Annotated in this window: 19 protein-coding genes and 2 tRNA genes; 6 read left to right on the forward strand and 15 right to left on the reverse strand. The window is 41.9% G+C overall.

Annotated features, from left to right (window positions below; all coding sequences use genetic code 11):
* Positions 1–36: 36 nt before the first annotated feature.
* A complete protein-coding gene (locus Bovatus_RS22055; protein WP_004301744.1) occupies positions 37–897 on the reverse strand; it encodes a hypothetical protein in 861 nt (286 codons plus the stop codon).
* 191 nt (positions 898–1,088) lie between these two features.
* Between Bovatus_RS22055 and Bovatus_RS22060 the strand changes: the two genes are divergently transcribed.
* Positions 1,089–1,526, forward strand: coding sequence for a DUF6078 family protein (locus tag Bovatus_RS22060; RefSeq protein WP_004320897.1), 438 nt, complete (start codon positions 1,089–1,091; stop codon positions 1,524–1,526).
* Between the two features lie 629 nt (positions 1,527–2,155).
* Here the strand turns inward: Bovatus_RS22060 and Bovatus_RS22065 are convergent.
* Together Bovatus_RS22065 and Bovatus_RS22070 are read right to left on the reverse strand one after the other, a co-directional pair.
* Complete coding sequence (locus Bovatus_RS22065; RefSeq protein ID WP_004301748.1) at positions 2,156–3,808, reverse strand: flotillin family protein; 1,653 nt, start codon at positions 3,806–3,808, stop codon at positions 2,156–2,158.
* Between the two features lie 20 nt (positions 3,809–3,828).
* Positions 3,829–4,326, reverse strand: coding sequence for a hypothetical protein (locus Bovatus_RS22070; protein ID WP_004301750.1), 498 nt, complete (start codon positions 4,324–4,326; stop codon positions 3,829–3,831).
* Positions 4,327–4,455: 129 nt separating this feature from the next.
* On the opposite strand from Bovatus_RS22070, the gene truA reads away from it, so the two are divergent.
* The 3 genes from truA to Bovatus_RS22085 are packed head-to-tail and all read left to right on the forward strand — an operon-like array spanning position 4,456 to position 6,901.
* Positions 4,456–5,259, forward strand: a complete 804-nt coding sequence (gene truA / locus Bovatus_RS22075) for a tRNA pseudouridine(38-40) synthase TruA (RefSeq protein ID WP_004301752.1) — start codon at positions 4,456–4,458, stop codon at positions 5,257–5,259.
* 29 nt (positions 5,260–5,288) lie between these two features.
* Positions 5,289–6,191 carry a DMT family transporter gene (locus Bovatus_RS22080; protein ID WP_004301754.1) on the forward strand — a complete coding sequence of 301 codons (903 nt, stop codon included), beginning with the start codon at positions 5,289–5,291 and terminating at the stop codon, positions 6,189–6,191.
* Positions 6,192–6,235: 44 nt separating this feature from the next.
* A complete protein-coding gene (locus tag Bovatus_RS22085; RefSeq protein ID WP_004301756.1) occupies positions 6,236–6,901 on the forward strand; it encodes a DUF3256 family protein in 666 nt (221 codons plus the stop codon).
* A 162-nt stretch (positions 6,902–7,063) separates the two neighbouring features.
* Here the strand turns inward: Bovatus_RS22085 and Bovatus_RS22090 are convergent, their stop codons facing one another.
* From Bovatus_RS22090 to Bovatus_RS22130, 9 genes are all read right to left on the reverse strand, one after another.
* Positions 7,064–8,152, reverse strand: a complete 1,089-nt coding sequence (locus Bovatus_RS22090; RefSeq protein WP_004301757.1) for a phosphotransferase enzyme family protein — start codon at positions 8,150–8,152, stop codon at positions 7,064–7,066.
* A 30-nt stretch (positions 8,153–8,182) separates the two neighbouring features.
* Positions 8,183–11,524: a glycoside hydrolase family 2 TIM barrel-domain containing protein gene (locus tag Bovatus_RS22095; RefSeq protein ID WP_369748742.1), complete on the reverse strand. Its 3,342-nt coding sequence runs from the start codon at positions 11,522–11,524 to the stop codon at positions 8,183–8,185.
* Between the two features lie 72 nt (positions 11,525–11,596).
* Entirely contained in the window at positions 11,597–12,487 is an 891-nt protein-coding gene (locus Bovatus_RS22100) for a YitT family protein (protein WP_004301761.1), read from the reverse strand.
* Positions 12,488–12,601: 114 nt separating this feature from the next.
* A complete protein-coding gene (locus tag Bovatus_RS22105; protein WP_009000517.1) occupies positions 12,602–14,011 on the reverse strand; it encodes a Gfo/Idh/MocA family protein in 1,410 nt (469 codons plus the stop codon).
* 306 nt (positions 14,012–14,317) lie between these two features.
* Positions 14,318–15,577 carry a Gfo/Idh/MocA family protein gene (locus tag Bovatus_RS22110; RefSeq protein WP_004301765.1) on the reverse strand — a complete coding sequence of 420 codons (1,260 nt, stop codon included), beginning with the start codon at positions 15,575–15,577 and terminating at the stop codon, positions 14,318–14,320.
* A gap of 63 nt (positions 15,578–15,640) precedes the next feature.
* Positions 15,641–15,713: transfer RNA gene (locus Bovatus_RS22115), tRNA-Gly, on the reverse strand.
* A gap of 8 nt (positions 15,714–15,721) precedes the next feature.
* Positions 15,722–15,804, reverse strand: a tRNA-Tyr gene (locus Bovatus_RS22120).
* A 50-nt stretch (positions 15,805–15,854) separates the two neighbouring features.
* Positions 15,855–16,349, reverse strand: coding sequence for a 6,7-dimethyl-8-ribityllumazine synthase (gene ribH, locus Bovatus_RS22125; protein ID WP_004301766.1), 495 nt, complete (start codon positions 16,347–16,349; stop codon positions 15,855–15,857).
* 156 nt (positions 16,350–16,505) lie between these two features.
* Positions 16,506–17,189: a tetratricopeptide repeat protein gene (locus Bovatus_RS22130; protein ID WP_004301767.1), complete on the reverse strand. Its 684-nt coding sequence runs from the start codon at positions 17,187–17,189 to the stop codon at positions 16,506–16,508.
* 160 nt (positions 17,190–17,349) lie between these two features.
* Here Bovatus_RS22130 and recF point away from each other — a divergent pair, with 160 nt between their 5' ends.
* Both recF and Bovatus_RS22140 read left to right on the forward strand, forming a co-directional pair.
* On the forward strand, positions 17,350–18,468 hold the full coding sequence (recF, locus tag Bovatus_RS22135) for a DNA replication/repair protein RecF (protein ID WP_004301768.1): 1,119 nt from the start codon (positions 17,350–17,352) through the stop codon (positions 18,466–18,468).
* Entirely contained in the window at positions 18,455–18,742 is a 288-nt protein-coding gene (locus Bovatus_RS22140; protein ID WP_004301769.1) for a DciA family protein, read from the forward strand. The genes recF and Bovatus_RS22140 overlap by 14 nt, the downstream gene beginning before the upstream one ends.
* Here the strand turns inward: Bovatus_RS22140 and Bovatus_RS22145 are convergent.
* The 3 genes from Bovatus_RS22145 to Bovatus_RS22155 are packed head-to-tail and all read right to left on the reverse strand — an operon-like array spanning position 18,729 to position 21,718.
* Complete coding sequence (locus Bovatus_RS22145; protein WP_009000519.1) at positions 18,729–19,520, reverse strand: histidinol-phosphatase; 792 nt, start codon at positions 19,518–19,520, stop codon at positions 18,729–18,731. The two genes, Bovatus_RS22140 and Bovatus_RS22145, sit on opposite strands and share 14 nt — an antisense overlap.
* Entirely contained in the window at positions 19,465–19,992 is a 528-nt protein-coding gene (locus tag Bovatus_RS22150; protein WP_004301771.1) for a 5-formyltetrahydrofolate cyclo-ligase, read from the reverse strand. The genes Bovatus_RS22145 and Bovatus_RS22150 overlap by 56 nt, the downstream gene beginning before the upstream one ends.
* Entirely contained in the window at positions 19,970–21,718 is a 1,749-nt protein-coding gene (locus tag Bovatus_RS22155; RefSeq protein WP_004301772.1) for a S41 family peptidase, read from the reverse strand. Before Bovatus_RS22155 ends, Bovatus_RS22150 begins: the two co-directional genes overlap by 23 nt.
* Positions 21,719–21,730 lie beyond the last annotated feature (12 nt).

Below are 21,730 nucleotides of genomic sequence, written 5' to 3' on the forward strand. Positions count from 1 at the left end.
GTTTTGCATTATTTTCCGCCTCATATCTTTTACGGGTCACTCTAAAATATTTTCCGGTATTTCCGGACGGGTATCAAGAGTGCCTATAATGGTATAATCCGTGTTATCTATTGTTGTCTTCAGCGTTGGTATTATTAAATAATCACTTCTAGTAAGAGCCTTGTTAATAAGTTGCTCCCAATCTATCTTTAAATATCTTTGTATAAGATTGATAACTGCATTTACACTTGTAACTCCATCAAATAGTTCAAATCTTAATTTGTGAGGGGTGGGAGGGGTTGATGCATCCGTGAAATTTCCTTGTTCGTCAGATGCATAATTTAATGTTAAATAAGGTATGGCGTATGTAGGAGATGAGTTGCCGAAACCATTTTCTAATTTGACTGAAAAATCGTATGTTCCTTTGGCTATCGGATTTTGGGATAGTTCGTTTTTGGAGTCGCTATATCGGAAGAAATAGCAATCTTTAGATTCATTGTTAATCAAATAGACCACAGTGCCATTGGACAGTGCCGGATGATTACTTTCTTTTATTGCGTATGCCAAATAACTGTCTATAATTTTAATTTTTAATTCAACTATTTCGTTGGTGATATTACCTTTTACTTTCACCTTTGTTTCTCCTTTCTTTTTGGGGGTAACTTTTAAACTTCCCATTCCTATTGAGCTGGATAAATCTACATCGATGCTTAAAATATCAGTTTCTTCTACAGTCACGGTATAGTCTCTGTTTCCACCTCTAATGGTAATATCTGTTGCTCTTAATAAAGGTTGTTCGTAATACTCTTTTTCAAAGGATAAAGGATATATCTTTTCTTCATTATTATTGCCACAGCTAAAAAAGATAATTGTACAGAGGAATGACAGTAGTGCTCCAAGTAAATGTTTTGTTTTCATGATTATTTTGTTTTATAGTTTTGCAGGAGAGATATAGTCTTATAAGTTCCTGTGTTGACGTTGGAGGCAAATATAAAGATTTTATCGATATGTTGAAGTAAATAGTGTATTTATTTCCTGTCCTCCAGCTATTTTCATACATTTGTAGCGGTTTATAAAAATAGGCCACTTTCCCACTAAACATAACACACATGAAAACAGATTTCGATTACAATTCTATGCCCGTTAGCTTCGCTCATTGCTTGAATGGACATTGTTTGCGTGCGGACAAATGTTTGCGGCGACAAGTAACTCTCCGAATGCCGAAACAGCGGGCTGCTGTAATGGTTATTAATCCCGAACATGTCACTTCCGATGGTGTAGACTGCACTTACTTTATTGATGAAAAGCCGGTGTTGTTTGCACGGGGTATGAAACATTTGCTGGATCGGGTGCCGCTTGCTGATGCCACCGTTATCAAACGACAGATGATAGCCTACTTTGGCAAAACGATCTATTACCGTTGTTGCAACAAGGAGCGGCTGATTAAACCGAAGGAGCAGGAATACATACAGGGACTTTTCCGCAGGCGGGGAGTTACAGAAACGCCTCAATTTGACGAATATATAGAATACTATGATCTTGGGTAAGTATATCCGTTAGTTCCGGTAGTCCCACATATTGTGGGAAAGTATTCTTTTATATTATGGGAATTTATTCCCGCAAAATAAGGGAATAAATTCCCTCCAGCTAGGGAATCTTTTCCCATAATATATGGGACTACCGGGGACTGTAATACCCTGATAATAGTTGACTGCCTTTTTTCTTATCTTCGGGTTGGGTTGACATTTATTATGTAGGTATTATATAGCAGTCCCGGTATGAGAAATGCATGATGAAAGTATGAGAAATACCGGTTTTTTATGACATTTCAGGCAAAATATTATGAGAAACAGCTTTTTGAAAAGTATTTCTCATAGTGCTATTGCTTTGAATTACAGGTAATTATTCTATGGATTATGAGAATATGAGAAATGATTTTGCAAAATCATTTCTAGTGGCGCGACATTCCGGGATTATTGTAATTGTATACAAAGAATGAGCGATATGGCTTCACGACTTATTACATATTTTGTGTTACATATTTTATGTAACATAAAGAACGTAATAAATCCGGAATGTTCAAAGAAGATTTATTCGAGTTATATATAAAAAACAAACGCTGATGAGAACAAGTAATCATGCTTTTCTCATCAGCGTATATTATGTTGGATTACAACTATTTCTTATCTTTTTTCTCGTCAGCTTTTGTTGCAGGCTTTTCCTCCGTTTTGCTTTCCGGATTGATAATACCCTTCACTGTTTCACCGATAGGAAGCTTGTCCAATACGCCAAGGCTCGGAGCTACTGTCTTTACTAATGTGTTCAGGAAATTGCTAGTTCCACCGTTTCCTCCGTCGAATACAGTGATATTTCCTAGGTTCATGTGTTCGAACGCCTTCACCTGTTCGCCGGCGATTTCCTTCCACTGGTCTACCATCTTATATTGGATAGCGATAGCTGGATTCGATTCAGCTGCTCTTACCATTGCTTCGAAACCTTCTGCTTCCGCAAGTAATGATTTCTTCTTACCTTCCGCTTCTGCTTCCAGTTTCAATTGGATAGCTTTTGCTTCCGCTTCGGCTTGTGCTAAAGTAGCCTTTGCGCGTGCTTCCGCTTCGCGGGTAATCTTTTCAGCGATGGCATTTGCTTGCAGGATAGCTTCCTGTCTGGCGATTTCCGCAGGAACAATCTTTTCAGCCTTCAATGAAGATTCCACTTTCCGTGCCTTAGCTTCTTCCACTTCCTTTTGCGCAATTTCGCGTGCAGTTTGTACGGCAGCTTCCGATTTTGCGGTAGCTTCACCTGCTTGCTTATCGGCATTAGCTTGTGTTACAGCTAGTTCAGCATTGGAAAGTGCTACCTCTTTCTGTGCGTCATTTCGTCCGATAGCAGCTTTCTTGGCAGCTTCCGCCTGTTTGATTTCCATATCCGAGTTTAGTTCGGCAACACGGCTTTCTTTTTCTGTATTTGCCTGCTCGATACGGATATTCTTTTCGGCTTCAGCCTTTGCTACTTGTGATTCTTTTTCTGCATTGGCAATGGCTACTTGTGAGATTCTGTCCTTATCTGCATTTGCAACGGAGATTTCCTGTAGTTTTTTGGTTTCTGCAATAGCAATATCCTGATCTTTGCGGGTTTCTGCTACTTTCGTTTCACGCTCCTTTATTTGATTGGCAATTTTGATAGCACCCAGCTTTTCCTGTTCTTCGATGTTAGCCTGTGCCTCGTTCAGTGCTTTACTTTCAGCTTCCTTACCTAAGTTGACAATGTAGTTGGCAGCGTCGCGAATATCACTGATGTTGATGTTCATCAGATACAAACCGAATTTGCGAAGTTCAGTATCAATATTATCTTTCACTTTAGCCAGGAACTTATCCCGGTCAGAATTTAATTCTTCGATAGTCATATCGGCGATCACCATACGCATCTGACCATATACAACATCAGTAATTAAGTTCTGCTTGTCATCCATCGTCAGACCCAGCATACGTTCTGCGGCATTCTGCATCACTTCGGGATCTGTGCTGATGGCTACGGTGATTGTAGTCGGCACATCTACACGAATATTCTGAGCGGATAGCGCACCGGTCAGTTTACATTCGATCTGCATGGGTTTCATGGACAGGAATTCGTAGCCTTGAATAATAGGCCATACGAAGGCTGCACCACCGTGGTATAGTTTTGCCGACTTTTTATCTCCTCCCGTTTTACCATATACGACGAGTACCTCGTCACTCTTACATTTGCGGTAACGGGAAAGGATACCAATGAAGGTAAGCAAAATGACTGCCACTAATATAGCAGCCATTATCAACATTTCTTGTGTCATAAAATTATGTATTTGAATAGTTATTGAATGAACAGTGTTCCGTCTTTGTAACTGGTGATGATTGTTCGGTCTCCAGTCTGGTATGTTTTTCCGGATTCGGAGATGACGTCTACTTCACGCATGGCTCCGTCCCGGGTGGTCTGTACAGTATATTTGCTGTCGCTTTGCTTGAAGTAGATGGTACATTCTCGTCCCACAAGTTGATCTGTCTGTTCAGAATGATTCACTTGTTGCAGTTGATAAGCTTTCTTATAGAGAAACCACACAGCGAGAACAAAGAAAAGACCCACCAGAATTCCGATGACATAACTTTGAATTTCAGTGTTTCCCGCTAAATACATGTACCAGCCGAATCCGATTCCAAAATGAGTTAGTCCTTTAAAAGAAACTACGCTACTGATGTCAGCATCTACGTCTACATCTGCATCTATGTCTCCGAAAAAGATGGATAGAACGAATTGGATTACAAATATTCCTGTTGTCACAAGGGCAATAATAAGGAAAATGGTACTACTCATAATTGTGAGGTATTAGTGAATCATGATTATTTTGTTCTCCAAATATACAGGTTTATGCGAATTATACAAAGATAAATGAGATAAAATGACTACTTTTGCGCGCGAAAACCCTAAAAAAGAGGAATTAGCGTGCAAAGGTATTTTATTTATTTGGCTTACGACGGAACCAACTATCACGGTTGGCAGATTCAACCGAATGGGATTAGTGTGCAGGAATGTCTGATGAAGGCATTGTCTACCTTTCTGCGTCGCGAAATTGAAGTAATAGGAGCAGGCCGGACGGATGCGGGAGTGCATGCCTCTCTGATGGTTGCTCATTTTGATTCCGATGAACTGTTGGATACTACTTCTGTTACTGATAAATTGAATCGTCTGCTACCTCCCGATATTTCCGTTTATCGTGTTTGCCGGGTTCGGCCGGATACCCATGCCCGTTTTGATGCGACTGCGCGAACTTATAAATATTATGTGACGACATCGAAATATCCTTTTAACAGGCAATATCGCTGGCGTCTTTATAACCAGTTGAATTATGAACGCATGAACGAAGCAGCGCGTATCCTTTTCGAGTACAACGATTTTACGAGTTTCAGTAAACTTCATACGGATGTAAAGACCAATATTTGTCATATCACTCATGCAGAATGGACGCAGGAAGAAGATGCTACCTGGGTGTTTACCATTCGTGCCGACCGTTTCTTGCGGAATATGGTGCGAGCCATTGTAGGCACGCTCATTGAAGTGGGACGCGGGAAACTGACTGTTGAAGGTTTCCGGCGGATTATAGAACAGCAGGACCGTTGCAAAGCCGGGACATCTGCTCCGGGACAAGCCCTGTTTCTGGTCAACGTGGAATACCCGGAAAGTATATTTGAATGTGATGACCAGCAATCATCTATAACTGGCGAACCGTCTGTCGCTGATAACTTATAATTGGTAATTAGTAAATAATAAATATTCTCATGTGGTTATTATTAGCATTCCTCTCGGCTACTTTGCTGGGCTTTTATGATGTATTCAAGAAGAAATCGTTGAAAGATAATGCAGTACTTCCTGTTTTGTTTCTAAATACATTCTTTTCCAGTCTCATCTTTCTACCGTTTATCCTGATATCCGTTTATCAACCGGACTTGTTAGGAGGAACAATATTCAATGTTCCCGTTGCTGGTTGGGAACAGCATAAATATATTATCATCAAGTCGTTCATCGTATTGTCTTCGTGGATATTCGGATATTTCGGAATGAAACATTTGCCCATAACCATTGTAGGACCTATCAATGCCACCCGTCCGGTGATGGTGCTCGTGGGAGCTATGCTGGTATTCGGTGAACGATTGAATCTCTATCAATGGATTGGTGTGATGCTAGCCATTGCCTCTTTCTTTATGTTGAGCCGTTCGGGAAAGAAAGAAGGAATTGATTTTAAGCATAACAAATGGATCTTTTTTATTGTACTGGCTGCTATTACAGGTGCTATCAGTGGTTTGTATGATAAATATCTGATGAAGTCTCTGAATCCGATGTTGGTGCAATCCTGGTATAATGTTTATCAGGTGTTTATCATGTGTCCTATCCTGTTGTTGCTTTGGTGGCCTAAAAGAAAGTCCACTACTCCGTTCCGCTGGGATTGGACGATTATCCTGATCTCCATTTTCCTTTCTGCTGCCGATTTTGTTTACTTTTACGCATTAAGTTACGACGATTCGATGATTTCTATTGTTTCGATGGTTCGTCGGGGAAGTGTGGTTGTTTCTTTCACTTTCGGTGCGCTTTTCTTCCGTGAAAAGAATTTAAAAAGCAAAGCGATTGACCTTATACTGGTGTTAATCGGAATGATATTCTTATATTTGGGGTCTAAAAGTTAAAACAGTTACACAAGACTGTTTGTCATAGGTTAAATAAGATAGATATGAAAATAAATAAACTTGTTATCACTATATTCTTCTCTGCTGTCGGACTTTTTGTTTCGACTGCTCTTCAGGCACAAGAGGCCAAAACGTTGTTTGTGAATATGCCGGATTCTCTAAGCCCCTTGCTTACAAAAGTGAATCGTGAAGATTGCATAGACTTTCTGGAAAGTAAGATGAAAGCGCAAGTAGAAAACCGTTTTGGCAAGAAGTCGGAGATGACTGATCTTGGTAAAGACTATATCCGTATGCAAATGTCAGCTCAATCGACCTGGCAGATGAAAGTGTTGGCATTAAATGATTCAACGAACGTAATCTGTACAGTCTCTACTGTTTGTGCTCCTGCCTGTGATAGCAGCATCCATTTCTATACGGACGACTGGAAACCGCTTACAACATCTCTCTTTATTACCCTGCCCCTGATGGATGATTTTCTGAATGCTCCCGATTCAGCAGGAGTTTATGAGTTTGATGAAGCACGCCGTTCGGCAGATATGCTATTGATGAAAGCCGATTTTAATAAAGAAAATACGGAACTGACACTTACGTTAACAACCTCCGACTATATGTCAAAAGAAACAGCAGAGAAACTGAAACCGTTTCTCCGCCGCCCTGTAGTCTACCATTGGAAAAATGGAGCATTTATTAAATTGAGAATTGAGAATTAAAAATTGAGAAATAGGGATTATTCAATAATCCCTCTGATTAAAGATATCAAAAAGGCAACTAACTCGTAAAGAATTAGTTGCCTTATATTTTAAAATTTTGAGAATATCCAGAAATAGCTACACCACAGCGCAGCTTATTTCTTAATTTTTAATTCTCAATTCTCAATTTAACAAGCATTCGTTGATGAACGCTATCATTTCCGGTGTGTTTGCTTCCACACTTTGAAGTAATTTGAATTGTGCTTTGGTGCGAACGAGGTTATGTTCCGGATATTTGATTTTATAATAAGTATCTCCGTTGATATAATCTGCCAGGAACCGTACGCACTGCATGTATGGGAATAAAGCCGCCGCATAAGGAAGATTCTCAATCTCGATCTGAGTCAGGAATGATTTGGCTCCTTTCAGATAGCCCTTGGTAAATGCTTTGAATATTTCCATATTGAAGTTTACACGATCAAGGTCTTTGTCGTCTTCATCACCTGTGTTGGCACCTGTACGTAGGAAGTCACCATAATCGGAGAATATAAAGCTAGGCATTACCGTATCCAGATCAATGACACAAAGCACTTTACCATCCTCGTCGAACATCATGTTATTCACTTTCGTATCGCAATGGCAAACGCGTTTGGGAAGTTTCCCTTCACGATATAAACGTTCAGCCTTACACATTTCATCTGCGCGTTTCTCTATTTCATCCAGATAGTACTTCACTTCTGCTACCCGTCCGGCAGCATCCTTCGCAACGGCTTCACGTAGTTGTTTGAGACGGAACTCCATGTTGTGGAAATCGGGTATGGTTTCACCCAATGTTTCCGGAATATCGGCCAGCATAGCCTGGAAGTTACCGAAGGCTTCTCCTGCATAATTGGAATATTCGGGATTTACCGTCTCATACGTTTTTGCACGTGGGATGAATACCATCACACGCCAATAACTGTCACCGTCAAACCAGTATGTTTTACCTTCTTCTGTTTCGAGGAAACTCAACACCTTGCGGTCTATATCCGATTCTCCGGCTTCCGTCAGTTTCTTGCGAATGTGATTGGTAACAGCGCTAATATTGGATTGAAGCATTTCTACATTCTGGAAAATGGCATGATTGATGCGTTGCAAAACATAGTCGGGAGCATCTGCTTCTTTGGTGTTTACTTTATAAGTGTCGTTGATAAGTCCTGCACCCAAAGGTTTGATTTCTTCTATCGTACCTTGGACTTTAAATTTAGCTACGATGCTAGATAAATCTTTCATGTTTTTTTTCTTTAAAAATTTATACTAAGGTTATCGATAATCATATTTAGCAGCTTCGTTGGCCTGGTTAGCCGAGCGAACGGGTACTAATGTGAAGCCCCACTGGTAATCACGGTTAGCCGGGATCTGGTGGAAAGGTTCCGGGCGAGCACCCCAACTGTCATATCCGCCTACTCCTTGTTGCTTCATATCTACACAAACCTCAACGAAATCTCTGGGAGTGATGTCGTTGACATGATGCATTCTCCGTAATACGTTGCGGGCAGCGTTCTCGTCGTGATTGGCAACCTCTTCCGGGCTGAAGTTATTCCATTGGTAAGGGTGGGGCAGAGCTTCTTCAGAGTCAAAGTCTTCGATAGAGTTGCGCAAGGCATTGAAACCGATAAGACTGTCCGCTACCAACACCAGGCCGTTTCCTTTATTAGGAGATAAAGCGATCCAACGGGTATCAGTGTGATGTCCGTTTTCCTGTGGACGCACATAGTTGAAGTACATTTGATCCGCTGTTGTCTTATATACGCCAACGAGCGTTCCGTGATTGCGGTCGATATAATTCTCTTCCGGGCCACGGCCAAAGTATTGTACATTGTTCATCTGTGCCGGCAAGCGGAAACGCACACCGATACGGGGGACTTCCAGTTTGGAGGCAGCCTTACGGGCAGCATCACTTCCGGGGGTAAATGTAGCCATGCGGGTAGCTTCGGAAACTTCTGTTTCTGTAGGCTGCATATCCGTTGATGTGAATTTGGCATTTACGTTAACTATTCCGTTCGGATAGATTTTGTAAGTGACAACATACAAGTTGCCGGCAGCCAGTAAGTAGGTTACATTTAAGGAGACTGCTTTATCTTCTGCTGTCATGGTGGCATCCGTTATGCGGAAGTTTTTGCTTGATTGTTTCCATATCTGCAAACGTTTAGGAGTGCTGTTACCATAGTCATTATCATTAGGAGCACGCCAGAAGTTAGGCTGAATACCAAATCCGTCTTTGAAATATTCTGTACCATCTACTTTATACGAGGTTACTAATCCGCTATTCTTGTTGAATACAAAGTTTACTTTGGAGGAAGAAATGATTAATTCATCTCCTTGAATCGTTGTTTTCAATGCCGGACCGTTTGCTTTATATATACTCTTCTCTGCCTGGATAGGAAGTTGGAACTGGTCGTATGCAATTTCATATCCGGTTGGAATCAACGGTTCAGGCTCTGTGGTTGTTACACTGAAGTTGACAAAATATTCTGTTCCCGGTTGGTTTTTCAGACCATTTACCGGTACGGTGAATTCTTTAGAGGCTTGCGGAGCAATATCCAAAGATACTTTTCCACCTTTTATTGTCTTTCCGTTAGCAAGTACATTGTAGTGAATCTGATATTTTTTCAGGTTAGTGAAATAGAAACGGTTGGTGATTTTGAATATACCGGCTGCGGCATCTACTGCTTCAAAACCTACATTCTGATGTACATATTTCACTTCAGCCATTGCCGGATGCGGACCACGATCCGGATTGACAAGACCGTTGCAGAGGAAGTTACCATCGCTAGGTGCGTCTACGCCGAAGTCACCTCCGTAGGCCCAGTATTCTCTTCCATTCTTATCTTTTTGGAGAAGACCTTGGTCTACCCAGTCCCAGATATATCCACCTTGGAGATTCGGATATTTGTAAATTGCCTGCCATTGTCCCCACAGGTTTCCCGTGGAGTTTCCCATGGCATGTGCATACTCCGAAGGAGCTACAGGACGGTCGCTACCATTCTTTCCGATATTTTCCAGCCAGTCGGCACCCGGATATTGCGGAACATACATATCGGAGTTCCATTCCCATTGAGCACGTTCGTAGTTGACCGGACGATCCATCAGGTCTTTGTCTGCCTCTTTCAACCACAAATAAGTCTGATAGAAATTATATCCGTTTCCGGCTTCATTTCCCAGCGACCAGAATGTAACGCTCGGGTAGTTCTTATTACGTTCAAACATATTGATGGTACGATCCATGTGCGGTTTCAGCCATTCGGGATTGTTACCCAGTGAACCGCCTTTCCGGAGATCATAATACATTCCGTGGCTTTCCACATTGGCTTCATCATATACATAAAGTCCGTATTCATCACAAAGTTCATAGAAACGGCGGTCTTGCGGATAGTGGCAAAGGCGTACACTGTTTAAGTTATGTTGTTTCATCAATTCGAAGTCACGGCGCATTAAATCTTCTGTTACATAATGACCTGTTGACGGGTTATGTTCGTGGATATTTACCCCTTTCAGTTTCAGAGGCTGACCGTTGATGAATAAGCAGACATACGGTTTTCCGTTAGCAGCCTTCTGTTCGATAGGCTTGATCTCAATCCGGCGGAATCCTACATTGAAAGGAATGATTTCATTGACTTTGCCATTCTCTTTTACTGTCATCAACAGTTTGTATAGATTCGGATGTTCGGAGGTCCATGTGCTGACATCTGTCAGATTCTTATCGAAAGAAAGTGTACGTACTTCGTTCGATGGAATATAGGCTGTCTTCTCTTCAGTAGCTACAACTTTTCCTTGTGCATCTAATAGTTCATAAACTAATGTAAGATTAGTTGCAGCCTTTTCGTGATTTCTCAAATCGACATTTAAACCGAAGATTCCATTTTTGTAACTGTCGTCCAGCGTAGACTTAATTCGGAAATCTTTGAGAGCTGCTTTAGGCTGTGAATACAGAAAAACATCGCGTTCAATACCACTCATACGCCAGAAGTCTTGACATTCAAGATAGGAACCGGTGCTCCAACGGAAGATTTTAACTGTAAGTACGTTCTTTCCCGGCTTCACGTAATTGTTGATAAGAAATTCTGCCGGATTCTTGGAGTCTTCGCTATATCCTACTTCTTGTCCGTTGATATATACATATACGCCAGACTTAGCTCCTGCCAGATGCAAGTAGATATCCCGCCCGTCCCAGTCTGCCGGAATATCGATGTCCCGGCGATAAACTCCTACCGGATTGGCTTCGGGAAGAGTAGGAGGTTGTGGATTGCGCGGTTTGAATTCATAACCATGATTGGTGTAGATGGCTATTCCGTGTCCTTGTACTTCCCAGTTGCCGGGTACCTGAATATCATCCCACGAATCTGTATTGGTGTTCGGATCGGTAATGTTTTCGGGAAGTTTTTTATAAGAGTCTACGAAGTAGAATTTCCAAGTTCCGTTCAGCAAGCGGTAATACTTGCTTCGTTCGAACTTGCCACTCAAGGCATCAGCGCGATTGTTGTATGTCATAAAAGAAGTACGTGGATACTCTTTGTTGACTTCAACTACCTGCACGTCCTGCCAATAAGGTTTCACGGCTTTCTCAGCCATTGTACTAAGTGTTGTCAGGGAAAATATTCCCATGAAAATGCCTGTTAATAAGTTGGGGGTTGGTCGAAATTTCATGTTTCTCAATATTGGTTTTTCATTTCTTTTTTATTTTACTTTGATATGATCGAATCCTTCTCCATACACTCCGATGACAGCACTTTGCGATACAAATGCATTCGGGTCTATGTCTTTTATCAACCGGAAGATGATAGGCGATTCCCTTTTCTTGGCTAATACAAACATCATCTTTACTTCTCGTCCTGTATAAAAGCCGGTTGCATTGATAATCGTTACTCCCCGGTGTGGATATTCGTTAATATGCCGTCCTATTTCTTCATATTTGTTAGATATGATAAAGAACTGTACGGATTGGCGGGCGCTATTCACTACCTGGTCGAGAACGAAACTACAAATATAAAGAGTTACAAACCCATACACCACTTTTTCCCAGTCTTTTAAGACAAAATAACTGGAAGAAATGATAATCATATCGCAGATGAGCACGACTCTTCCTAATGTGATGTCCCGGTATTTGTTGATGATGGCTGCAATAATATCTGTACCTCCCGTACTTCCATTAGCCGAAAAAGCAACACCTATGCCGCCTCCACAGAAGGATGCTCCGATGACACATGCCATAAAGGGTTGGTCGTGGAGAAGCCCGAAACCTGCCGTCAATTTTTGAATGACGGACAGAAAGAAGGTGAGGGTAAATACACCAAAAATAGTTTTGATGCAAAACTTTAGTCCCAGCAACTTGAGGGCCAGTAGCAGCAAGAAGAAGTTGATGCTGAAGTACGTATATTGTACCGGAAAACCTGTGGCCCAATATACGATAGAAGCAATACCCGGTACTCCCCCGGTGGTGATATCGTTAGGCAACAGAAAAACGGTCCAACCGATACCATACAAAATCATGCCGATGGCAATCATTACATAATCTCTGGCTTCACGGATAATGCTTTGCTTAGAAGGCTTTGGAATAGCTGTTTTCATAAACGTGATTATGATAATCTATAAAATGTTCAAACACGAACCCATGAATAATCCGGCTTTGGGGGAGAAGCCGGATTGGTTCATTATGCTCGTGCTAAAAGGAAATATTCTGTTTTATTTTGCAAAAGCGTGACGGTAGCCTTGTACTTTATTCCATCCGCCGCGAGTGAAGTCGGGTACTTCTACCGGAGCTGAATTGTTCTCGATAGAAAGTCTGGTAAGTTCAGCCATGCAACACCATTCTGCCAGGTCATAAACGTCCATATCCAATGGCAGTCCATTCTGCAAGCAATATGCCAGACGGTAGTCCATGATAAAGTCCATACCACCATGTCCACCTACTTTCTTGGCTGTTTCTTCCAACTCTATATGAATAGGATCTTTATATTTATCCATCAAGGCTTTTTTTACGTTTTCAGGTACAGAACCATGTGCATTCAGATTCTCATGATTAGGCACATCTTTTGAATCAACTTGTGAAGGTCTCAGGCAATATTCTTCAATCGGATATTTGCTTGCGTAACCATCGGCTCCCACTATCTGATACATACGGCTGTATGGGCGTGGAGTCATTACGTTGTGCTGAATCAACATCGTTTTACCGTTCTCTGTGCGAATCAGGGTAGAAGTCTGGTCACCATTCTGGAAGTCGGTCACCTCTTCTCCTGTTTGTTTCTTAATATAAGCCGGTCCGTTGACAGCTTTCGTATCCATCGATACCAATGTTTTCATGCGGTCGCCACGATGGATATTAAGTACCTGACAAGCAGGGCCCATGCCATGGGTAGCATATACATCACCACGGTGTAGATGATTATAATCCATTCGCCAGTTATTCCAGTATTCAGGCCAGAAATCTTCCAGATTGTGGATATATGAACCTTCTACATGAAGTACTTCTCCGAATACGCCTTGTTGTGCCATATTTAAAGAAGTCAGTTCAAAGAAGTCATATACGCAGTTTTCGAGCTGCATACAATGCTTACGTGTCTTTTCGGAAGTATTGATTAGCTGCCAGATTTCATCCAGTGTCATGGCGGCAGGAACTTCGATAGCTACATGCTTACCGTGTTCCATGGCATAAACACCCATTGCAGCATGATGTTTCCAGTCGGTGGCTATGTATACCAGATCAATATCGTCCCGTTCACAAAGTTGCTTCCATGCCTCTTCCGAACCACTGTAAGAAGCAGCTTCAGGAAGTCCGGCATTCTTCAAAATTTCTTGTGATTTTTCAACACGTTCGGGAAGTAGGTCGCATAATGCTACAATCTTAGTTCCCGGGATATGGGTCCAGCGTGCCACGGCACCGGGACCACGCATTCCTAATCCGATGAAACCGACACGAACGGTATCAATTTTAGGAGTAACGAGTTGGATTACATCTTCTTGTCCGGCAGGGCGGGCAGGAGTTTCTACTTTGATAGGGGTAAAGGCTTCGGGAGCCTTTGGTTGTTGAGTACAACTGGTGTGCCAAGTTAACAAAGCCAAGCCGATGGCAGTGACTGTAAATAGTTTCTTCATCATATTTTAAAGTTTTTAATAGGGGTTATTCGATGTTTTTCATTTACGTGTCAAAAATAGTAATTAATTAGCCAACTATTTGTATTTGTTCCCGATATTTTCATCACAAAAGTTTCTATTATGAGGTAAAAGATGAGTCTGACTTTTTCTACCTGATTTTGTGTAGGCTTATGTGATGTCAAATACATATAAAAGACATGCCAGAAAAAGGCTCTTCCTAAAAAGAAGTCACCTTTTTAGAATTGCTTAACGTTTACTACTCCTGTTGGGGTAAACTATCTACTTCGTCTGTACTTCTGATAGAACCTAGTATTTGTATTTTTTCCAGGCTCCCCTGGTGAAATCCGGTATTTCTACTGCCATGCTCTTATTCAGTACAGATTTTTCACTTAGTTCTGTGATACACGACCATTCGGCTGCATCGTATACATCCATATCCAGTGGAAGCCCGTTGCGCAGACAATGAATAAGGCGGTAATCCATAACATAATTCATTTCATTGGGTAGGCCTCTGCGATGTGCTTCTTCGCCAATGGTTGCGCTAAAAGGATGTTTATAGCGTGCCATCATTTTTTCTAGCAGTTCTCCTTCAAGTGGAGTGTCTCCATTAGGATCCAGGGCGATACAGGGGACAGGGTATTTTTGGGCGAATCCCAGTGTGCCGCATACTGTTTGAAGGCGGCTGTAAGGACGTGGGGTGGATATGTCGTATTGAAGCATGATTGTCTTTCCTTTGAGCGTGTGGATAAGAGTGGTGTTTACGTCTCCCAATTGATATTTCTGGTGGGCTTCCGGTGAATATTCGCCGAATAGTCTGCGGGCATACTCGCTCATTCCTGCCTGATGAGTAGACATGGAAACGAGATATTCCATTCTGTCACTGCGATGAATATCCAGTATCTGGCAGGCGGGGCCCAACCCATGAGTGGGATAAGGATTGCCTGTATGTTCGATGCTGTATCTTTTTCCCCAATGGTTGTGATAGCCGCCTTCGCTCTCTTCGGCAAAATACATTGAACGAAGATCGTGAATGTAGGCTCCTTCTACATGCATGATTTCTCCGAACAATCCTCGTTGGGCCATGTTGAGAGTCATTAGTGCAAAGGGATCATAACAACAATTTTCGAGCATGATGCAGTGTCGCCTGGTTTTTTCTGCGGTGTCTACCAATTGCCAACATTCTTCCACGCTCATAGCAGCCGGAACTTCAATAGCTACATGTTTATTGCATTCCATTGCGAAAGTTGCCATTGGAGTATGCATTAACCAGTCTGTGCAGATGAATATTAAATCTACTTCATCCGATTCGCACATCTTCTTCCATCCCTCCACTCCGGTATATCCGGTGGCTTCGGAACGGTCGGCTTCTTTTAATAGTTGTTGGGCCTTACTTAGATTTCCTTCTCTTATTTCACAAAGAGCTTTGATTTCTACTCCTTCAATTTGCAGATAACGTTGTAAGGTGAGCAATCCGCGATTGCCCAGTCCTATAATCCCGATGCGGATAGTGAGGATAGGGGGATGTGCTAGTCGGAGTACGTGCGATTGTACCGGAGAATTTTTCATAAGCTTAGCGGTCTAAAGTAAAACAAAAAAAAGAGAATCTAATTTCTCAGATTCTCTTTGGAGAGCGGAAGACGGGGCTCAAACCCGCGACCCTCAGCTTGGAAGGCTAATGCTCTATCAACTGAGCTACTTCCGCAATTTTTGTGGGCAAAGATGGATTCGAACCACCGAAGTCGAAAGACAGCAGATTTACAGTCTGCCCCATTTGGCCACTCTGGTATTTGCCCTTTTTTGCTTTTGAGGAGGTTTGTTTCTCAATTGCGGTGCAAAGATACAACTATTTATTTAAACTCCAAACAAAATCGATCATTTTTATTGCAGTAATTGCACATTCATCTCCTTTGTTACCCAGTTTGCCACCGGCACGATCCTCTGCTTGCTCCATTGTATTTGTGGTAATTAATCCGTAAATAACTGGTATATCGCCAGTTGCGTTTAATTCGGTAATTCCTTGGGTTGCTCCCATGCAAACATAATCAAAATGTGGGGTATCTCCTTTAATTACGCAACCAATTGCAATAATTGCATCAAGATCGCAATTTTCCATCATTTGGTTGGCTCCAAAAGTAAGTTCGAAACTTCCCGGTACAGTTTTCACCAGAATATTTTCGTCTTTTGCTCCATGTTTTTTTAATGTATCGACTGCGCCTTTCAGTAAAGCACCGGTAATATTGAAATTCCATTCGGATACGACAATACCAAATTTCATTGCTTCTGCATTCGGAACGGAATTGAAATCATATTCGGATAAGTTATGGTAAGCTGTTGCCATAGTTAATTAAAAGTTGAGAATTATAAAATGAAGATTTGAGAGTATGAGAGATTTAAAAAGAAAGGCACGGATTTCACGGATTCCACGGTTTTAATAGATAGTCCGCTTAATCCGGTGTAATCCGTGCCTCGATTCCCTTATATAATAGATGGTATATTATTTTTTCATCAATTTAGCTTGCTCGATATATTTGTCGATGTCCATAGCCTGATAAGATTGGAAATATTTATCCTTGATCTTAGTGTAAGCGTTTACAGCATCGTCATATTTTCCCTGTTTTACCAGGATTTCACCAGCTTGTATCAGGAAGATCGGGCTTAATGTGTTGTTGTCAGCTTTGTCTGCTGCCGACAATAAAGTAGAAGCCGCTTTGTCTAATTGGCCAAGTTGTGCGTAGCAGTTACCTGCAGCACCCAAGATTGCCGGAGCAACCATTTGGTCTTTTCCATTAAAGCTGTCCAGCATCTTCACTGCTTCTTCATATTTGCCAAGTTGTGCGTAGCAAATACCAGCATAAGCTTTTGCCAAATTGGCAGCTTTTGTTCCGCTGTAGTCATCAGCAACTTTCAGGAAACCTGTATAACCGATGCTGTCACCGTTCAAAGCCTGTTCAAAAGCATCCTGTTCAAAGTATTCCTGTCCTTTGAAAAGAGCTGCCTGTGCTTTTTCTTCACGTGGTTCAGCATAGAGGTTTTTGTACATGATAAAACCTGCTACAATAATAATCACAGCAACAACACCGCCAATAATTGCGTTTTTGTACTTGATAAGAAATGCTTCCGATTGTGTCAGTGCATCTTCTACGTTCAGATGTTCGTTCTGATTCTTTTGTTCTGCCATTTTATATGATTCTTTTTGTTATTATTCACAGTTTGATATTTCGACTCGCAAAAGTAGTTTTTTTATATCTACAAACGAAATTTAGAAGCATCTTTTTTTGTTTTACACCCGAAAACCACGAAAATCTTGCTACTTTTGTGAACAAATTAACGTGTACACAATGATACTGAAACGAATATCCATATTAAACTATAAGAATCTGGAAGAGGTAGAACTGGGATTCTCTGCTAAGCTGAATTGTTTTTTCGGACTGAATGGAATGGGAAAGACGAATTTGCTGGATGCGGTGTATTTCTTGTCTTTCTGTAAGAGCTCCGGAAACCCGATTGATTCTCAAAATATTCGTCATGAACAAGACTTTTTCGTGATTCAGGGCTTTTATGAAGCGGAGGACGGAACTCCTGAAGAGATTTATTGTGGGATGAAACGCCGTTCGAAGAAACAATTTAAGCGGAATAAGAAAGAATATAGCCGTTTTTCGGACCACATCGGTTTTCTGCCTTTGGTGATGGTTTCACCTGCCGATTCCGAATTGATAGCCGGGGGAAGTGAGGAGCGTCGCCGGTTTATGGATGTAGTGATTTCGCAGTATGATAAGGAATATCTTGAAGCGCTGATACGGTATAATAAAGTATTGGCGCAGCGTAACACATTGTTGAAGAGTGAGTTTCCGGTGGAGGAGGAGCTGTTTCTTGTATGGGAGGAGATGATGGCGCAAGCCGGTGCAATCGTATTCCAGAAACGTGAAGCGTTTATCCGGGAGTTTATTCCTATTTTCCAATCTTTCTATTCCTTTATCTCGCAGGATAAAGAGGTGGTGGGATTATCTTATGAGTCTCATGCGCGAGATGCTTCTTTGTTGGAAGTGTTGAAGCAAAGCAGGGAGAGGGATAAGATAATGGGATTCTCTTTGCGTGGGATTCATAAAGATGAGTTGAATATGTTGTTGGGTGAATTCCCGATAAAGAAAGAAGGTTCGCAGGGACAGAACAAAACGTATCTGGTAGCATTGAAACTGGCGCAGTTTGATTTCTTGAAGCGTACCGGCCGGACTGTTCCTTTATTATTATTAGATGATATTTTCGATAAGTTGGATGCTTCCCGTGTAGAGCAAATAGTGAAGCTGGTGGCTGGAGACAATTTCGGGCAGATATTTATAACGGACACGAACCGGGGACATCTCGACCGTATTTTACATAAGGTAGGCAGCGATTATAAAATATTTCGTGTAGAAGAGGGCACAATTCAAGAAACGGAGGCTGATAATGAAGCGCAATGATGCCGAACAAATAGGAAAACTGATTCAACAGTTTCTTCGTCAGGAGAGTTTGGAATCTCCGCTGAACGAACAAAGACTACTGGACGCCTGGCCTCAAATCTTGGGACCGGCGGCGGCTTATACCAGCAATCTTTATATTCGTAATCAGACATTATATGTGCATCTGACTTCCGCAGCTCTTCGTCAGGAATTGATGATGGGGCGTGAGGTATTGGTGCGCACGCTGAATCAGAGAGTCGGAGCTACCGTAATTACAAATATTATTTTTCGTTGAAGAAAGATATTCTGTCTATAACCTTTATACCTAGCTTCCGGAGTGTTTTGGTTGCACGGTTGTAATAAAAAGGATTTTCCAAATATTGATTGTTATGGGCATCTACGCCGATGATAGCGGTGCAACCTTCATGGGCGGCTATTTTCCAGAAATCCGGATGAGGAATGGTAGTAATGCCATGAATATCATTGTACTCTTCATATCCGATATTATATTCCAACGGTAAGTTTAACCGTACTGCCGTCCGGCAGATATGTCTGCTGACTAGCTTACAATGACGATCGAACTCGGGGTAAGAACGCATAAATAAATCCGGATGGGCAAGGTAGGCAAATAGTCCGCTTTCCATTCCTTCAATAGCACTCTCTTCATAGAGTTCGAGCATGTCTACCGAATCTGTATTCCGGCCGAAGTAGGGGAACTTCTCATCTGTGTGAAAATGGTGATTTCCAAAGATGATATAGTCCAGTTTATATTCTTTGATGATTCCTTTTAACCAGTGTATGTATTCAGGAAAGTATTCGCATTCCAATCCTATTTTTATGCTGATTTGATTTTTATATTTCTCTTGCAGCGAACGGATACTTTCCACATATCCCGGTAACTCTTCGGGAAGCATCCGGATGTCGGATATATAATCAGTGTGATATTTCCACGGAGTGTGGTCAGAAAAGCCTAATTCTTGATAGCCGCCTTTGATGGCACTTAAAACAAATTCTTCGTCACTCCCTGTCGCATGATGGCAGCGGGTGGTGTGGGTGTGATAATTCGTCTTCATTGATTGTTATGATTATATCCATGCGGATGTCGAATGATTCCGCCGGAACTTCTTCTACTAATTGAAATGGGAAACAGATTCCTGCTTTATAGGCTGATGGTATGCGTGGCAGGAGACGGTCATAATATCCTTTTCCCCGCCCCAAACGGTTACCTTTAGCATCGAAAGCTACTCCGGGAACGACGATGAACTCTATGGCTGCATAGTCTGTGAATATTTCTCCGGTTGGTTCTGCTATACCGTAGATGCCGCTGATTGACATGTCTTCCGGTCCCGTGTATATCCGTAGTTCTAAATCATCGCCTACTACTACAGGGAGTAGAATCCGTTTTTCGCTACTCCATTTTTGAATAAAGGCATGTGTATCTACTTCGTCATTCAGCGAATGGTATAGTAATACAGTATTTGCCGCCCTGAAAGCCGGATGGGCTTCAAGGGCGGCAAGTATATTAGCTGATTGCAGCTTTCGCATAGTTGAATCCGCGTGTTGGGTCTTCAGTAATGCTATATGCTTGCGCAGTTCTTTTTTTCTTTCCATCTTTTTTATCCTTCGTCACTTCTTCTTCAACGGCTACCGGAGCTTTGGGGAAAGCTTCTCCTTTTTCAAGTATCTCAATACCTTTAATGACAGTAGCATCTGTCTTGTTGAAGTATTGGAGATAGGCTTCCAGTCCAAGCATATTGTAGATGATGTTGCCAAAGAGGTTCTTTTCCAATAGTTTGTATGATTTCTGAATGAGGATATTTCTTCTTTTCACTCCTTTACTGTCGGCAAAACGGACAAACTGTTCCACCAAACCTTGATGACGAAGATAGTTCAGTAATTCTTCCTCAGTTTCGTATTGGCTTAACTTCTTCCGGTTATTGTCGGTGTATTGGAATGTGAACTGAATAGTCAGTCCCCGGTTAATAACTGTCGATAGATAAGAAGTGACTCCCGTTGTATCCTGCGGTACGAATATATCCGGCATGATACCACCACCGCCATACACAGTACGTCCTAAGCTGGTATTATAACGTTCGCTCTCATTCTGCTTGATACTATCACGTGAGAAAAATTCTCCATGTTCGTAACGGGTGTATAAATCCAGCTCGTAGTTACGATCTTTACCACTTTCGTATGGGCGTTGGATGCAACGTCCGGATGGGGTGTAGTAGCGGGCGATTGTCAGGCGGATAGCCGATCCGTCACTGAAATCGATAGGCTGTTGCACAAGTCCCTTACCGAAAGAACGGCGTCCTACAACTGTACCCCGGTCGTTATCTTGAATAGCTCCGGTGAAAATTTCACTGGCGGAAGCAGAACCTTCGTCAATCAATACAACGAGCGGCATTTTCTGACAACTACCCGTACCGTTGGCAAATTCTTCTGCACGTGGATATTTACGACCTTGAGTATATACGATCAACTTGCCTTCAGGCAAGAATTCATTTACCATGCGGATGGCAGCTTCCATATATCCTCCGGTATTACCGCGCAGGTCAATGATTAGACCTTTGCATTTTTTGTGGTTGAGTTGTGCTAATGCATTAAGCAATTCTACATGGCTGGTACGTCCGAATTTGCTGACTTTCACATAACCGATATCGTCGTTCACCATGTAAGCAGCATCTACGGTATTTTGAGGAATGTCTCCACGTGTGATGTTGAAGTGTAATAAGTCCTTTTCTCCTGTTCGTTTGATTCCCAATTTTACCTGTGAGCCTTTCGGACCTTTCAAGGTGCGCATAGCCCGTTCGTTCGTTACTTTCTTGCCGACAAACAAGCTATCGTCTACAGTAACAATACGGTCGCCCGCCATTAATCCTATCTTTTCAGAAGGACCTCCCTGAACAACAGCATTGACATGAATGGTGTCATTCTGTATGGTAAACTGGATACCAATTCCGCTGAAGCTGCCTTCCAGTTCAGAGTTGACTTCTTCGAGATTTTGGGCTGGGATATAAGTTGAATGCGGATCCAGTTCGGCTAGAATTTGCGGCATGGCTTTTTCTACCAAATCGGCCATGTTTACGGTGTCGACATATTGATCGTCTACAATGCGTAACAAAGCGTTTAGCTTATTGGAGGAACCATTAATGATACCCAAACGGTTGCCGGCAAAATGCTTGGCATAAAATGTACCGATAAGAATCCCGACTACCACACTGACTGCTATGATGACAGGTGTAAAACGTGAAGAGTTTTTTGTACTCATGTCTATTCCTTT

This window comes from Bacteroides ovatus, from assembly GCF_001314995.1.
In the GTDB taxonomy this organism is placed as follows: domain Bacteria; phylum Bacteroidota; class Bacteroidia; order Bacteroidales; family Bacteroidaceae; genus Bacteroides; species Bacteroides ovatus.